The organism is Microbacterium sp. AR7-10, from assembly GCF_001878835.1.
Lineage (GTDB): Bacteria > Actinomycetota > Actinomycetes > Actinomycetales > Microbacteriaceae > Microbacterium > Microbacterium commune.
Genome location: NZ_MJIR01000107.1, coordinates 11975 through 27246 on the forward strand (window position 1 = coordinate 11975; position 15272 = coordinate 27246).

12 protein-coding genes and 1 riboswitch are annotated in these 15272 nt (G+C 68.6%); of the genes, 3 read left to right on the top strand and 9 right to left on the bottom strand.

Features of this window, described 5'->3' with window-relative positions; genetic code table 11:
- Positions 1-221: 221 nt before the first annotated feature.
- The gene (gene typA, locus BFN01_RS14210; RefSeq protein ID WP_071644984.1) at positions 222-2141 is read right to left on the bottom strand and encodes a translational GTPase TypA; all 1920 of its coding nucleotides are present in this window, start codon (positions 2139-2141) and stop codon (positions 222-224) included.
- 190 nt (positions 2142-2331) lie between these two features.
- On the opposite strand from typA, the gene BFN01_RS14215 reads away from it, so the two are divergent.
- Positions 2332-3096, top strand: a complete 765-nt coding sequence (locus BFN01_RS14215) for a CPBP family intramembrane glutamic endopeptidase (protein ID WP_256221172.1) — start codon at positions 2332-2334, stop codon at positions 3094-3096.
- Positions 3097-3114: 18 nt separating this feature from the next.
- On the opposite strand, the gene BFN01_RS14220 is transcribed toward BFN01_RS14215, so the two are convergent.
- The 8 genes from BFN01_RS14220 to gcvT all read right to left on the bottom strand — a co-directional run bounded on the left by BFN01_RS14220 (position 3115) and on the right by gcvT (position 13503).
- A complete protein-coding gene (locus BFN01_RS14220) occupies positions 3115-3687 on the bottom strand; it encodes a PH domain-containing protein (RefSeq protein WP_143187262.1) in 573 nt (190 codons plus the stop codon).
- The gene (locus BFN01_RS14225; protein WP_071644987.1) at positions 3684-5330 is read right to left on the bottom strand and encodes an ABC transporter ATP-binding protein; all 1647 of its coding nucleotides are present in this window, start codon (positions 5328-5330) and stop codon (positions 3684-3686) included. Before BFN01_RS14225 ends, BFN01_RS14220 begins: the two co-directional genes overlap by 4 nt.
- Positions 5327-6271 carry an ABC transporter permease gene (locus tag BFN01_RS14230; RefSeq protein ID WP_071644988.1) on the bottom strand — a complete coding sequence of 315 codons (945 nt, stop codon included), beginning with the start codon at positions 6269-6271 and terminating at the stop codon, positions 5327-5329. The genes BFN01_RS14225 and BFN01_RS14230 overlap by 4 nt, the downstream gene beginning before the upstream one ends.
- Positions 6258-7190 carry an ABC transporter permease gene (locus tag BFN01_RS14235; RefSeq protein ID WP_071644989.1) on the bottom strand — a complete coding sequence of 311 codons (933 nt, stop codon included), beginning with the start codon at positions 7188-7190 and terminating at the stop codon, positions 6258-6260. Before BFN01_RS14235 ends, BFN01_RS14230 begins: the two co-directional genes overlap by 14 nt.
- A 97-nt stretch (positions 7191-7287) precedes the next feature.
- Positions 7288-8922, bottom strand: coding sequence for an ABC transporter substrate-binding protein (locus BFN01_RS14240; RefSeq protein WP_071644990.1), 1635 nt, complete (start codon positions 8920-8922; stop codon positions 7288-7290).
- A 173-nt stretch (positions 8923-9095) separates the two neighbouring features.
- Entirely contained in the window at positions 9096-11954 is a 2859-nt protein-coding gene (gene gcvP / locus BFN01_RS14245) for an aminomethyl-transferring glycine dehydrogenase (RefSeq protein WP_371261044.1), read from the bottom strand.
- 56 nt (positions 11955-12010) lie between these two features.
- On the bottom strand, positions 12011-12388 hold the full coding sequence (gcvH, locus tag BFN01_RS14250; RefSeq protein ID WP_071644991.1) for a glycine cleavage system protein GcvH: 378 nt from the start codon (positions 12386-12388) through the stop codon (positions 12011-12013).
- Positions 12385-13503, bottom strand: coding sequence for a glycine cleavage system aminomethyltransferase GcvT (gene gcvT, locus BFN01_RS14255; protein WP_071644992.1), 1119 nt, complete (start codon positions 13501-13503; stop codon positions 12385-12387). The genes gcvH and gcvT overlap by 4 nt, the downstream gene beginning before the upstream one ends.
- Positions 13504-13667: 164 nt before the next feature.
- A riboswitch (glycine riboswitch) is annotated at positions 13668-13761 on the bottom strand.
- Positions 13762-13811: 50 nt separating this feature from the next.
- Between gcvT and BFN01_RS14260 the strand changes: the two genes are divergently transcribed.
- Both BFN01_RS14260 and nadA read left to right on the top strand, forming a co-directional pair.
- Entirely contained in the window at positions 13812-14477 is a 666-nt protein-coding gene (locus tag BFN01_RS14260; RefSeq protein WP_371261043.1) for an NUDIX domain-containing protein, read from the top strand.
- A 107-nt stretch (positions 14478-14584) separates the two neighbouring features.
- The coding region (gene nadA, locus BFN01_RS14265; RefSeq protein ID WP_177243887.1) for a quinolinate synthase NadA at positions 14585-15272 on the top strand (688 nt) is incomplete at its 3' end.

Below are 15272 nucleotides of genomic sequence, written 5' to 3' on the forward strand. Positions count from 1 at the left end.
TCCCGTGCACCTGGACGCAACCCTGCTCTCATCTGGACGCGAGGTGCGCGCTTGCCGAGAATGACCCGCCGGCGCGTCCGGGAAAGTATGTTATGCGTTCGTTACCTTCCGTTCGCTCGCGGGCGGCTCGAGATGTCCGTTCATGCCGAAGGCCCCCTCGCGGCGTCCTCGCCCGAAGGGGCGCGGATGCGGCGAGGAGGCCTCGGCGGAAAACGGGAAGGTCAGGCGTGGGCGTTGGCGTCCTGACGCTTCAGCCGCGACGTCTCACGACCGCGGATGGTCTGGTCGAGGATCACCTTGCGGATGCGCACGGCCTCCGGCGTGACCTCGACGCACTCATCCTCGCGGGCGAACTCCAGCGACTCCTCGAGGGAGAGGATGCGCGGCGGCGTCATCGACTCGAAGCTGTCGGCCGTGGCCGAGCGCATGTTGGTGAGCTTCTTCTCCTTGGTGATGTTCACGTCCATGTCATCCGCACGCGAGTTCTCACCCACGACCATGCCCTCGTAGACCTCTTCGGTCGGCCTGACGAAGAACGACATGCGCTCCTGCAGGGCGATCATGGCGAACGGGGTGACGACGCCGGCCCGGTCGGCGACGATCGAGCCGTTCTGGCGGGCGACGATCGAGCCTGCCCACGCGTCGTAGCCGTGCGAGATGGCGTTGGCGATGCCGGTGCCGCGGGTGATCGAGAGGAACTCGGTGCGGAAGCCGATCAGGCCGCGCGAGGGCACGATGAATTCCATGCGGATCCAGCCGGTGCCGTGGTTGACCATGTTCTCCATGCGGCCGCGGCGGTTGGCCATCAGCTGCGTGACCGCACCCAGGTGCTCCTCGGGCACGTCGATCGTGAGGTGCTCGTACGGCTCGTGCACCTTGCCGTCCTCTCCCTTTCGGGTGACGACCTGCGGCTTGCCGACGGTGAGCTCGAAGCCCTCGCGACGCATGTTCTCGACCAGGATGGCGAGCTGCAGCTCACCGCGGCCCTGCACCTCCCACACGTCGGGGCGGCCGATGTCGTTCACGCGCAGCGACACGTTTCCGATCAGCTCGCGGTCGAGGCGGTCCTTCACCATGCGAGCGGTGAGCTTGTGTCCCTTGACCTTGCCGACCAGCGGCGAGGTGTTCGTGCCGATGGTCATCGAGATCGACGGCTCGTCGACGCTGATCTGCGGCAGCGGGCGCACGTCCACCGGGTCGGCGATGGTCTCGCCGATCATGATGTCCGCGAAGCCGGCGATAACGGCGATGTCGCCGGGTCCGGCCGACTCGGCCGGGTAGCGCTCGAGCGCCTTGGTCATCAGCAGCTCGGTGATGCGCGCGTTCTGGGTGGTGCCGTCCTGGCGCACCCAGGCGACGGTCTGACCCTTCTTGAGCGTGCCGTTGAAGACGCGCAGCAGCGCGAGGCGGCCGAGGAACGCCGAGGAGTCGAGGTTGGTGACCCACGCCTGCAGCGGCGCCTCGTCGTCGTACGACGGTGCGGGCACGTGCTCGAGGATCGCCTCGAACAGGGGCTCGAGGTCGTCGTTGTCGGGCAGCTCGCCGTTCGCGGGGCGGTTGCGCGACGCTGCTCCCGCGCGTCCCGAGGCGTAGACCACCGGCACGTCGAGCAGAGCGTCGACGTCGAGGTCGGGCACGTCGTCCTGCAGGTCGCTGGCGAGGCCGAGCAGCAGGTCGTGGGCCTCTTCTTCGACCTCGGCGATGCGGGCATCCGCCCGGTCGGTCTTGTTCACCAGCAGGATGACGGGCAGCTTCGCCTCGAGAGCCTTGCGCAGCACGAAGCGGGTCTGCGGCAGCGGACCCTCGGAGGAGTCGACCAGCAGCACGACGCCGTCGACCATCGACAGCGCGCGCTCGACCTCGCCACCGAAGTCGGCGTGACCGGGGGTGTCGACGACGTTGATCGTCACGGGCGTCTCGGAGTGCTTCCCCGAGTACGTGATCGCCGTGTTCTTGGCGAGGATCGTGATGCCCTTCTCACGCTCGAGGTCGTTGGAGTCCATCGCGCGTTCTTCGACGTGCGCGTGCTCGCCGAACGAGCCGGTCTGACGAAGCATGGCATCGACGAGAGTGGTCTTGCCGTGGTCGACGTGTGCGACGATTGCGACGTTTCGGAGGTCAGAGCGGAGGGCGTGCGCCATTCAAGAAGTCCAATGCGGATTTTGGTGTGAGATGGGATGCCGCGTGTGCCGAATGAACGAGAGCGACGTTCCAGAATAGCGCACGCTCTCTGAACAGTGCCTGACCCGTTCGAATCGCTCAACTGGCACTGTCCAGGGCCCGGATGCCGCCAATTGAGCTATCCGAACGGTGCCATCTACGATCGAGAGGGTGACGGCGACCAGGACGCGGCTGTGGTGGGAGATCGCGATCGTCCTCGCTCTGGGGCTCGGCCAGTCGGCGGTGTACGCCATCGTGCAGCTCGCCTATCGGCTCACCGACTCCACTCCCCTGGCCGATCAGACGGCGACGCTGAACCCGTCGCGCAGCGACCGCGAGGTGTTCGACCTCATCTATCAGCTCCTCTCGATCGGCTTCGGGATCGTGCCCGTGCTGCTGGTCTGCTTCCTGCTGTGGCGATCACGCCGCCCGCATCTCGGGATGCTCGGGATCGACGGCACGAGACCCGCGCGCGACATCGGCTGGGGCCTCGCTCTGGTGGCCGTCATCGGCATCCCGGGAATCGCGCTCTACGTCGCCGGCCGTGCGCTGGGCTGGTTCGTCGCCGTGGATCCTGCCGGGCTCGACGCCCACTGGTGGACGGTGCCCATCCTGCTGCTGTCGGCGGCCCGGGCATCCATCCAGGAGGAGGTCGTCGTGCTCGGCTACCTGTTCGCCAGGCTCAGACAGCTCGGCTGGGGCGTCTGGCCGATCATCGTCGCGACCAGCGTGCTGCGCGCGAGCTATCACCTGTACCAGGGCCCCGGCGCCTTCATCGGCAACCTCGCGATGGGCCTGCTCTTCGGCTGGCTGTTCGCCCGCACCCGACGTCTGGTGCCGTTCCTCGTCGCGCACTTCGCGATCGACGCGATCGTCTTCGTCGGCTACCCGTGGGCCGCCTCGACCTGGCCGGCTCTGTTCGGACTGTCCGCCTGACGTTCCGCAGGCCGCGCCTCAGCCGCGGGTGATCAGCACAGCCGCCACGGCCCAGGCGACGATCACGAGCAACGCGGCGAGGGACGGGATGTCCCAGCCGCGCCGCACGGGCGGCACCGGGGTGACCGGCGTCGCGCCCGCCTTCGCCTTGCGCAGCGCCGCGACAGCGTCATCGGCGCGCTCGTTCGCATCCTCTTTGGTGCGCCCGGGTCCGAGCCGCTGCGGTCGGCGCGTGGCGGGACCGCCGAAGCAGGTGATCTGCGAGCCGTCGTCGAGGGCGATCTCGATCTGCCAGCGCATCCGGATCTGCTGCACCCGCGCCCAGGGCACGAAGATCGTGCGCAGCAGGTTCTGCACGAACACGCCGTCGCGCTGTGGGCGCACGCGCGAGGCGACGCCGATGACGTAGATGCTCCACAGCATCAGCAGCGGCCACGGGCCGAGCAGCAGCGCGGTGCCGATGTCGGCTCGGACCGCGGCGTCGACGAGCAGCACCGCCGAGAGCGCCGCGCAGATCACCAGCAGCGCCACCCCTCCCCTGTTGCGGAGAGAGGCGGCGCCGGCTGGTGTCGCGGATTGCTCGGGCGTCACAGACCGCCGCCGAGCGGCAGCGAGGCGCCGGGGATCGCGTCGAGCAGACGACGCGTGTACTCCTCCTGCGGGTCGGTGAAGATGGAGTCCACCGTGCCCTGCTCGACGATCCTGCCCTTCTCCATGACGCAGACGAGATCGGCTGCCACCCGCACGACCGCGAGGTCGTGCGTGATGAACAGGTAGGTCAGACCGAGCTCGTTCTGCAGATCCGAGAGCAGGTGCAGGATCTGGTCCTGCACGAGCACGTCGAGCGCCGAGACGGCCTCGTCGAGCACGACGATGTCGGGTTTGAGAGCCAGCGCGCGAGCGATCGCGACGCGCTGACGCTGACCACCGGACAGCTCGTTCGGGTACCGCTCCGCCAGCTCGCGGGGCAGCGAGACCTGGTCGAGCAGCTCGAGAGAGCGCTTGTGCTGCTCGTCGCGCGTGCCGATGCCGTGCACGTGCAGCGGCTCGCTGATGAGGCTGCCGATGCTGCGCAGCGGGTCGAGGGATCCGTACGGATCCTGGAACACCGGCTGCATGCGCCGACGCAGTCTGAACACGTCTGCGCGCGACATGGCGCTGGTCGCCTCGCCGTCGATGAGAATCTCGCCGTCGGTGGGCTTCTCGAGCTGCAGCAGCATCTTCGCCACCGTCGACTTGCCCGACCCCGACTCGCCCACGAGCGCGAGCGTCTTGCCCCGGGGGATCGAGAACGAGACGCCGTCGACGGCGAGGAACTTCTCGCTGCGCAGTCCGCCGCTGCGGATGGAGTACTGCTTGACGAGGTCGCGCACCTCCACCACGGCCGGAGCCGTCTGCGCCTTCGGCTCCTCGCGGGTGGTGACCACGCCGATCCGCTTCGAGGCGAGGCTGGGCGCGGCGGCCACCAGCCGCTGCGTGTACGGGTGCTGCGGCCGCGAGAGGATCTCGACGCTGGGGCCGGCCTCGACGATCTCACCCTGGTTCATCACGATGATGCGGTCGGCGCGCTCACCGGCCAGACCGAGGTCATGGGTGATCAGCAGCACCGACGTGCCGCGCTCGCTGGTCAGGCTCGCCAGGTGATCGAGGATCACCCGCTGCACCGTCACGTCCAGCGCGCTGGTCGGCTCGTCGGCGATCAGCAGCTGCGGGTCGGCCGCGAGGCCGATCCCGATCAGCGCGCGCTGTCGCATCCCGCCCGAGAACTGGTGGGGGAACTGGTGCATCCGACGTGCGGCGTCGCTGAGGCCCGCCTGCTGCAGCACCTCGACGGCGCGGTCGTGCACCTCCTGGCGTCCTTGCGCCAGCCCGTTGGCGCGCACGGCCTCCTTGACCTGGAAGCCGACCGACCACACCGGGTTGAGGTTCGACATCGGGTCCTGCGGCACATATCCGATGTCACGTCCGCGGATGTGCTCGAGCTCAGCCCGCTTCGCGGTGGTCAGCTCGCGTCCGTCGAGAGTGATGCTGCCGGCGGTGACGTGCCCGGTGCCGGGCAGCAGGCCGATGATCGCGGATGCCGTCGTCGACTTGCCCGACCCGGACTCCCCCACGATCGCCAGCGTCTCGCCGGCCATCATGTCGAAGCTCACACCGTGCAGCACTTCGCGGGTCTTCTTGCCGCTGCGGAACGCGACGCGCAGGTCGCGCACTCTGAGCAGAGGTTCGGTCATCGCTGAGCCCTCGCCTTCGGGTCGACGGCGTCGCGCAGCAGCTCACCGAGCGTGACGAACGCCAGCACGGTGAGGGTCAGGGCGAGCGACGGCCAGAACAGCGCCATCGGCGCCGTGCGGATGTTGGTCTGAGCCTGGCTGATGTCCAGACCCCACGACATGGTGCCGCTGCCCAGACCGACGCCCAGGAACGACAGGGTGGCCTCGGCGACGATCGCGCCGGCGAGCGACAGCGTGGCGACGACGATGACGGGAGCCATCGCGTTGGGCAGCACGTGCACCAGCAGCGTCTTGAACCTCGACATGCCGATCGACTCGGCCCCCATCACGAAGTCGGCCTGCTTCACGCGCAGCACCTCGGCGCGCATGATGCGCGCGGTCGATGCCCAGGCGAAACCGCCGATCGCGAATGCCAGCACGAGCTCGTTGCGATCCGGCAGCACCGACATGACGACGATGCCCGCGATGATGTAGGGGATGGTGAAGAAGATGTCGCCGATGCGCGAGAGCACCAAGTCCAGCCAGCCGCCGTAGAAGCCGGCCAGCGCGCCCATGACGACGCCGACGATGGTGCTGATCAGGGTGGCCAGCACGCCGACGATGAGCGAGGTGCGGGTTCCCCAGATCGTGCGCGCGTAGATGTCGCATCCCTGACGGGTGAAGCCGAGCGGATGCCCGTCGGCGGGGCCCTTGTTGCTGTCCGCGAGCTGGCACCCCGAGTTCGGGGCGACCTGGGTGAACAGGGTCGGCGCGAGGGCGACGATGATCACCAGCAGGACGAACGCCGCGGAGATCCAGAACAGCGGACGCCGACGCAGGTCGCGCCAGGCGTCCAGCCACAGGTTGCTGGGCTTGGCGTCGATGCGCACGACGTCGACGGGAACCGACGTGGTGTCGGCCGGTGCGACGAAGTGGCCGCGGTCGAGGTCAGGTCGTGACATAGCGGATCCTCGGGTCGAGCAGGCCGTAGATGAGATCCACGACGAGGTTGATGAGCACATACACGACGACGAACACCGTCACGAACGACACGACCGTGGGGTTCTCCCCTCGGATGATCGCCTGATACAGGGTGTTGCCGACGCCGGGGACGTTGAAGATGCCCTCCGTGACGGTCGCACCGACCATCAGCACACCGAACACGGTGCCGAGGTCCGTGACCATCGGGATGAGCGAGTTGCGCAGCACGTGCACGGGAATGACGCGTCCTCGCGACAGTCCCTTGCTGTACGCCGTGCGCACCCAGTCCTGGCCGAGCGTGTCGATCGTGGACGCGCGCGTGAGCCGCATGCTGGTCGCGTAGACGCTGAAGCCGAGCACCCAGGCCGGCAGCCAGAGATCGCCCCAGTCGTTGTTCGCTCCGACGGTGGGTCTGAACCACCCGAGTTGGATGGCGAGGAAGTACTGCGCCAGGAACGAGAGCACGAAGATCGGCACGGCGATGAAGATCAGCGCGAGCACGAGCATCGAGTTGTCGAAGATGCCGCCCTTGCCGAGCGCCGAGAACAGGCCGATGATGATGGCCAGCACGAAGGCGATGCCCACGGCCATCACGGCGAGACGCAGCGTGACGGGGAACGTGCGGGCGAGGACGTCTGCGACCGGCTGGCCGGAGAAGCTCGTGCCGAAGTCGAGCCGGAAGATCCCCGCGATGTAGTAGCCGTACTGCACGAGGAACGGCTCGTCGAGGTGGTACTCGGCGCGAAGACGCTCGAGCAGAGCAGGGTTCGGCTGCTTGTCTCCGAACAGACCGGCGATCGGGTCGCCCGGCATGGCGAAGACCATGAAATAGATCAGCAGGGTCGCTCCGAAGAACACCGGAATCGCCTGCAGGATCCGCTTGAGGATGTAAACGGCCATCCTCTACCTCCCTTCGGGTGCGAGGCGCGGATCACGCGCCTCGAGGGCAAAGAGAACGAGGCGGTGGTGTGGTGCACCACCGCCTCGTCGCGAAGGGTTACTCCGCCTTCTTCTCGATTTCCGAGAAGAGCGGCACGGAGTTCCAGCCGAACTTCACGTTGTCGACGTTCTTGCCGTAGCCGCCGACGACGTTCGAGTACCACAGGGGCACGACGGGCAGGTCCTTCAGAAGGACCTCCTGCGCCTGCTGGTACAGCTCGTTCGCCGCCTTGGGGTCGGTCTCCGAGATGCCCTCGGACAGCAGCTTGTCGAACTCGGCGCTCGAGTAGTCACCGTCGTTGGATCCGGCGTTGGTGGCGTACAGCGGTCCGAGGAAGTTGTACAGACCGGGGTAGTCGGCCTGCCATCCGGTGCGGAACGCGGTCTCGATGGTGCGGTCGGTGACCTTGCCGCGCAGCTCTGCGAACGTGGGGTACGGAGCACCCGACGCGTCGATGCCCAGCGTGTTCTTGATCGAGTTGGTGGTCGCGTCGACCCAGGCCTGGTGGCCGCCGTCGGCGTTGTACGCGATCTGGAACGTGCCGCTCCACGGGCTGATCTTGTCAGCCTCGGCCCACAGCTCCTTGGCCTTCTCCTCGTTGAAGTCGAGGACCTCGGAGCCCTCGAGCGAGTCGGTCCAGCCGTCGATGACCGGCGAGGTGAAGTCGCTGGCCGGGGTGCGGGTGCCCTGGAAGATCACGTCGGTGATCTCCTTGCGGTTGATCGCCATCGAGATGGCCTGGCGACGCAGGTTGCCCTCTTCGCCGCTGAAGTGCTCGAGGCGCTCCGGGATGGTGAACGACTGGAAGATGGCAGCCGGCTGGTTGACCGCGCGGTCGCCCAGGTCGGACTCGTAGTTGCCGAAGGCCGAGTCGGGGATCGCGTCGAGCACGTCGAGCTGGTCACCCAGCAGATCGGCGTACGCGCTGTCCTGCGAGGCGTAGAACACGATGTTCAGACCGCCGTTGGCCGCCTTGCGCGGGCCGTCGTAGTCGGGGTTGACGACGAGGTCGATGCCCACGTCGTGCTGCCAGGCTCCCTCACCGTCGAGCATGTACGGGCCGTTGCCGATCGGGTTCTCGCCGAACGCCTCCATGTCCTCGAACGCGGCGTCGGGGAGCGGGAAGTAGGCCGAGTAGCCGAGGCGCTGCGCGAAGTCCGACGCAGGCTTGTTGAGCTTGATCGTGAAGGTGTGGTCGTCGACCTGCTTCAGACCGGTCAGCTCGGAGTCCTCGTCGTAGCTGAAGCCCTCGATGTCCTCGAAGAAGTAGCTGGAGAGCTGCTCGTTCGACGCCAGCGCGCCGTAGTTCCACGCCTTGATGAAGTTGTCGGCGGTGACCTCTTCACCGTCGGTGAACTTCAGACCCTTGCGGATCTTCACGGTGAGGTTCTGCGGGTCGTCGACCGTGATCTCCTCGGCGACGTCGTTGAACACCGCGCCGTCGGCCGCGTAGCCGATGAGTCCGGCGAAGATGGCGTCGAGGATCTTGCCACCACCGGTCTCGTTGGTGTTGGTCGGGATCAGCGGGTTCTGAGGTTCAGAGCCGTTGACCTTGATGATCGCGGACGCATCAGCGCTCGACGAGCCCTTGTCTGCGTCGGGCGAATCGCCGCTGCTTGCGCAGCCGGAGAGTGCCATGGCACTCGCCGCGAGCAGCGCAATGCCCGCGAGGGTGATCTTGTTGTGCTTCACAGTGTCCTCCTGTGGACCGGGACAAGCGCGCGCTCGGCCTCGAACGCGCTCACCTCCGATCCTAGGTCCCGCCGACGAGGCCACCAGCACGCCCGGGCAACTGTTATCCAGCCTTAACCGAAACCACCCCTCATCGCTGTCGCGACGAGGGGTGGCCCGGATGCCCGGATGATTCAGGCGAATGCCTCGATCGGCGGGCAGGCGCACACGAGGTTGCGGTCGCCGTACGCCTGATCGATGCGCCGCACCGGCGGCCAGTACTTCGCCGCGATCAGCGCGTGCACCGGGTACGCGGCCACCTCACGCGAGTATGCGTGCTGCCACTCCCCCGCGATGAGGGATGCGGCGGTGTGCGGAGCGTTCACCAGCGGGTTGTCGTCGGCGGGCCAGGTGCCCGCGGCCACGGCATCCGCCTCGGCCTTGATCCGGATCATCGCGTCGATGAAGCGATCGACCTCGGCGAGGTCCTCCGACTCGGTCGGCTCGACCATCAGCGTGCCGGCGACGGGGAACGACATCGTGGGCGCGTGGAAGCCGTAGTCGATCAGGCGCTTCGCGACGTCGTCGACCGTGATGCCGGTCGCCTCCTTCAGCGGTCGCAGGTCGAGGATGCACTCGTGCGCGACCCGGTCGTTCTCGCCCGTGTACAGCACCGGGTAGTGATCGCGCAGCCGGTGAGCGATGTAGTTCGCCGACAGCACGGCCGCTGCGGTCGCGCTGCGCAGACCCTCGGCACCCATCATCCGCACGTACGCCCACGAGATCGGCAGGACGCCGGCCGATCCGTACGGAGCACCCGAGACCGGACCGCCGTCGAACACGTAACCGCCGGCGTGCTCGCTCTTCTGCGCCTGCGGGTGGCCGGGCAGGTACGGGGCGAGGTGCGCCTTGGCCGCCACCGGGCCGATGCCGGGCCCGCCGCCGCCGTGCGGGATCGCGAAGGTCTTGTGCAGGTTGAGGTGCGACACGTCGCCGCCGAGGTCGCCGAAGCGCGCGTAGCCGAGCAGCGCATTCAGGTTGGCGCCGTCGACGTACACCTGGCCCCCCGCATCGTGCACCGCGGAGGTGATGTCGACCACCTGCTGCTCGTACACGCCGTGCGTGGACGGGTAGGTGATCATCAGCGCGGACAGCGCGTCGGAGTGCTGGGCGATCTTCGCGCGCAGGTCGTCGAGATCGACGTTGCCGAGCTCGTCGGTCGCCACGACGACGACCTTCATGCCCGCGAGCACGGCGGATGCGGCGTTCGTGCCGTGCGCCGAGCTGGGGATGAGGCACACATCGCGGTGCGTGTCGCCGTTCGCGAGGTGGTAGCCGCGGATCGCCAGCAGGCCCGCGAGCTCACCCTGCGAGCCGGCGTTCGGCTGCAGCGACACCGCGTCGTACCCGGTGACCTCGGCGAGCCACGCCTCGAGCTGGTCGATCATCGCGAGCGACCCCTCGACGTCCTCGGCCGGGGCGAAGGGGTGCAGCTGGGCGAACTCCGGCCAGGTGATGGCCGCCATCTCGGTCGCCGCGTTGAGCTTCATCGTGCACGAGCCGAGCGGGATCATGCCGCGGTCCAGCGCGTAGTCGCGGTCGGCGAGCTGCTTGAGGTAGCGCATCATGGCCGTCTCGGAGCGGTGCGCGTGGAAGACCGGGTGCGTGAGGTACTCGTCCTCGCGCAGCAGCGCCTCGGGCAGAGCGCCCGCCGACCCGGATCCGAAGAAGCCGAAGACCCGCTCCTGCTTGCCGCCGAACAGCACGGCGACGCGGTGCAGATCGGTGAACGTCGTGGTCTCGTCGACCGAGATGCCGACGGTGTCGGCATCCACCAGCCGCAGCAGGATGCCGTCGGCGTGCGCGTTCGTCACCACGGTCTCGGCAGCGCCGGGAACCCGCACGGTGATCGTGTCGAAGAACGCGTCGTGCACGACCTCGGCGCCGGCCTCGACGAGCCAGTCACGCAGCACGGCAGCCTTCCCCGCGACCTCTGCCGCGATCGCCCGCAGGCCGTCAGGGCCGTGGTAGACCGCGTACATCGAGGCCATCACGGCCAGCAGCACCTGAGCGGTGCAGATGTTCGAGGTGGCCTTCTCGCGGCGGATGTGCTGCTCGCGCGTCTGCAGGGAGAGGCGGTAGGCCGGGTAGCCGACCGCGTCGACCGAGACGCCGACGAGACGGCCGGGCAGCTGGCGCTCCAGACCGGCGCGCACGGCCATGTATCCGGCGTGCGGGCCGCCGAAGCCCATCGGCACGCCGAAGCGCTGCGTGGTGCCCACGCTCACGTCTGCGCCGAGCGACCCCGGCGAGCGCAGCAGCGTGAGAGCCAGCAGATCGGCCGCGGCGACCACGATGCCCTTGGCCAGGTGCGCGGCGTCGATCACCGCGCGGGGGTCCCACACGCGACCCGAGGCGCCGGGGTACTGCACGAGCACACCGAAGAGCTCGTCGGGAAGCTGCTCGCCGCCGGCGAGATCGCGTTCGACGAGCTCGATGCCCACGGCATCCGCCCGCGTGCGCAGCAGCGCCTTCGTCTGCGGAAGGGCGTCGGCGTCGACGACGAAGACGTTCGACTTCGACTTCGACGCGCGCCGCGCCAGCAGCATGCCCTCGGCGACGGCGGTCGACTCGTCGAGCATCGACGCGTTCGCGGTCGAGAGCCCGGTCAGATCGGCGACCATCGTCTGGAAGTTGATCAGCGCTTCGAGCCGCCCCTGCGAGATCTCGGGCTGGTAGGGCGTGTACGCGGTGTACCAGGAAGGGTTCTCGAGCACGTTGCGCTGGATGACCGAGGGGGTGAGCGTGCCGTAGTAGCCCAGACCGATCATCGGGCGGTTGACCGTGTTGCGGTTCGCGAGGGCGCGCAGCTCGGCGAGCGCCTCGGCCTCGCTGGCTGCGGCCGGGATGCTGCTCTGCGGGGCTCCCGCGCTCGTCGCAGGGCCGGTGAAGATGGATGCCGGCACCGCCTGGCGCATGAGCGCCTCGATGGGCTCCTCCGCGGTCGGGTCCTCCGCGGATCCGGCCGGGGAGAGCCCGAGGGCGGCGAGCATCCGCTCGCGCGCCTCGGTGGTGATGCCGATGTGGCGATCAGCGAATGAGGTCACTCTCACGCCTCCGTGTGCGTCACGTATGCGTCGCGGTCGAGCAGTCCGTCGAGGGCGCCGTCGGCGACCTCGACCTTGATCAGCCACGCGTCGCCGAAGGGCGCGGAGTTCAGCAGAGCGGGGTCGTCGACGACGGCGTCGTTGATCTCGACGACCGTCCCGGTGACCGGGGCGTAGAGCTCGGAGACCGACTTGGTCGACTCGGCCTCGCCGAACACGTCGCCGCGGGTCAGCTCGGCGCCGACCTCGGGCAGCTCGACGAACACGATGTCGCCGAGCGCGTCAGCGGCGAAGTCGGTGATGCCGATCGTCGCGGTGGCGCCGTCGAGGGCGACCCACTCGTGCTCTTCGCTGTACTTGAGGGTGGTGAGATCGGTCATTTCTTCCTCCGGTAGAAAGGCAGGGCGGTGCGGGTGGCGGGGATCTTCGTCCCCCGGACGTCGAGGAACAGCTCGGCTCCGTCTTCGGCGTGCGCCGGGTCGACGTGGGCCATCGCGATCGGGTGGCCCAGCGTGGGGCTGAGAGCGCCGCTGGTGATCTCGCCGACGACCGTGCCGTCCTCGAGCACGACGGGATAGCCCGCCCGGCCCGCACGACGACCTTCGGCGGTGAGTCCGACGAGCACGCGGGCGTCGGCGGGCGCAGCCACCGCGTCCTTGCCGACGAAGCTCTCCTTGTCGGCGACGACGACGCGGCCGAGGCCCGCCTGCGCGGGCCTGATCTCGCGGGAGAGCTCGTGGCCGTACAGCGGCATGCCCGCCTCCAGGCGCAGCGTGTCCCGAGCGGCGAGACCGGCCGGCACCAGGCCGTGCGATTCGCCGGCGGCGAGCACGGCGTCCCAGAGTTCTGCGGCGTCTGCGGCTGCGACGAGCAGCTCGAAGCCGTCCTCGCCGGTGTACCCGGTGCGGGCCAGCAGCAGCGGCTTGCCCGCGAAGGTCGCACTCGCCCAGGAGTAGTACTTCTGCTCCGCCCAGGGGACGCTGATCTCATCGATGCCGGCGACCTCCGTGAGGATCTGCTCGGACGCCGGCCCCTGCACGGCGATCAGCGCGTAGTCGTCCGAGACGTCCTCCACCGTCACAGCGTGCGCTCCGGCGGCGGACTCGACGCGTGCCGCGAGCGCCTCGCGCACGACATCCCGGTTGCCGGCGTTGGAGATGATGAGGAAGCGCTGCTCGCCCATCCGGTAGACGATGACGTCGTCGATGATGCCGCCGTCCTCGGCGAGCAGCAGCGAGTACTTCGCCTTGCCGACGGCCATGGCCGAGAGCCGGCCGGCCAGGCAGTAGTCGAGGTAGTCGCCGGCCGCAGGGCCGTCGACCAGGAACTCGGCCATGTGCGAAATGTCGAAGACCCCGGCGGCCTCGCGGACGGCGCGATGCTCGGCCAGGTCGGACGTGTAGCGGACGGGCATCTGCCAGCCGCCGAAGTCGGTGAAGGACGCGCCGAGCGCCTCATGGCGTTCGCGCAGCGGGGTATAGCGGGGTTCGGTCACGGAGTTCTCCCGGTCAGGATCGGGTAGGACGACGTCGTCGGCATCCTCGGAACTCCCCCTCTGTCATCGGGCCTGAGAGCTTCGCCATCGCCACCGGCTCGAGGAGCTGATGAACGAGGGCTTTCACCGTCGGCGGATGCGTGAGCATCGCTTTTCAGAGCGGCCGGACCGGGGCGGTAGGGGTACCTGAGAGATTGGCGGGGAGGCTTGCTCCTTCGGTGCCCGACCGTGTTCATCGGGCTCTCCCGCACGGATCATGCGGCCTGTGTTCGATTAGGCCTCTCAGCATACCGTCTAGGCTCGTCGATGTGAGAGGCACGACCGGCGACAGGGACGCGATCGGCGTCGCGGTGTCGACGGTCATCTTCTCGCTGCGCAGCGCCGACGAGGGCGAGCGTCTCATGCTGCCGCTCGTGCGCCGCACCCGCGACCCGCACCTCGGATCGTGGGCGCTGCCCGGCGGGTGGCTCGATCCGGCGGAGGACCTGGATGCCGCGGCATCCCGCACCCTCGCCGAGACGACCGCCCTGCAACCGAGCTACCTCGAGCAGCTGTACACTTTCGGCGACGTCGACCGCTCCCCCTCCCGCACCATCTCGATCGTCTACTGGGCGCTGCTGCGCTCCGATCTCGTCGACGCGCAGCGCGCGCAGGCGGGGGCGCCGGAGAACGTCGAGTGGTTCGACGTCGACGCTCTGCCGCCGCTCGCCTTCGATCACAACCGCATCGCGGAGTATGCGCTGTGGCGCCTGCGCAACAAGGTTGCGTACAGCCGCATCGCTGCGGGTCTGCTGCCGGACGAGTTCACCCTCACCGAGCTGCGCGAGGTCTACGAGGCCGTGCTCGGGCAGCGCCTCGATCCGTCGAACTTCCGTCGCCTGCTGGAGGGCTCGGACGAGCTCGTGCCCACCGAGTCGTTCCGCACTGGCAAGCACCGCCCCGCGCGCCTGTATCGCTACGTCGCGCACGCCTGAACGCGCGCCCGTCGATGCGCCGCCGACACGTGATTGCACTTCTGGTCATATCGACCTAATCTGTTCGCTGGCAGTAAATGTCATAGCGACCAGAAGGCGGTCCTCTCTTGACCCTCCTCCGCACCATCGATCCCTCCGTCGATCACGCCCTGCAGGCGATCGTCGCCGGCGCCTCGCTCGACCCGACATGCAGCACCGACCTCGCGGCCGGGCCCTGGGACTTCGACGTGCGTCCCGGGTACGGCCCCGGGTCGTCGATGGGCGACGTCATCCCGGTGGGCGCCCCACGCCAGGGCGAGCTGCCGGCCGCCTACCGCGAGGCGGACGAGGACGAGCTCGACGCGCGCATCCGCGCCGCCAAGCAGGCCCTCGGCGACCGCGTCGTCGTGCTCGGCCACTTCTACCAGCGCGAGGAGGTCGTCCGCCACGCCGACTACGTCGGCGACTCGTTCCAGCTCGCGAACGCCGCGCTCGAGCACCCCGACGCGGAGGCGATCGTCTTCTGCGGCGTGCACTTCATGGCGGAGACCGCCGATCTGCTCTCCGGCCCTGACCAGGCGGTCATCCTGCCGAACCTCGCGGCGGGCTGCTCGATGGCCGACATGGCCGACATCGATCAGGTCGAGGACTGCTGGGAGCAGCTCGCCGACGTGCTCGGCCCGCTCGACACGCCGGATGCCGAGGGTCTGCTGCCCGTCGTGCCGGTGACGTACATGAACTCGTCGGCGGCCATCAAGGGCTTCGTCGGCCGGCACGGCGGCATCGTGTGCACGTCGTCGAACGCCGCGACGGTGC

What these genes read in the sequence shown, in the direction of transcription:
- typA (WP_071644984.1), bottom strand. Translation starts at nt 2,141, where the DNA reads ATGGCGCACGCCCTCCGCTCTGACCTCCGAAACGTCGCAATCGTCGCA.
- BFN01_RS14225 (WP_071644987.1), bottom strand. Translation starts at nt 5,330, where the DNA reads ATGACCGAACCTCTGCTCAGAGTGCGCGACCTGCGCGTCGCGTTCCGC.
- BFN01_RS14230 (WP_071644988.1), bottom strand. Translation starts at nt 6,271, where the DNA reads ATGTCACGACCTGACCTCGACCGCGGCCACTTCGTCGCACCGGCCGAC.
- BFN01_RS14235 (WP_071644989.1), bottom strand. Translation starts at nt 7,190, where the DNA reads ATGGCCGTTTACATCCTCAAGCGGATCCTGCAGGCGATTCCGGTGTTC.
- gcvP (WP_371261044.1), bottom strand. Translation starts at nt 11,954, where the DNA reads ATGCTCGCCGCCCTCGGGCTCTCCCCGGCCGGATCCGCGGAGGACCCG.
- gcvH (WP_071644991.1), bottom strand. Translation starts at nt 12,388, where the DNA reads ATGACCGATCTCACCACCCTCAAGTACAGCGAAGAGCACGAGTGGGTC.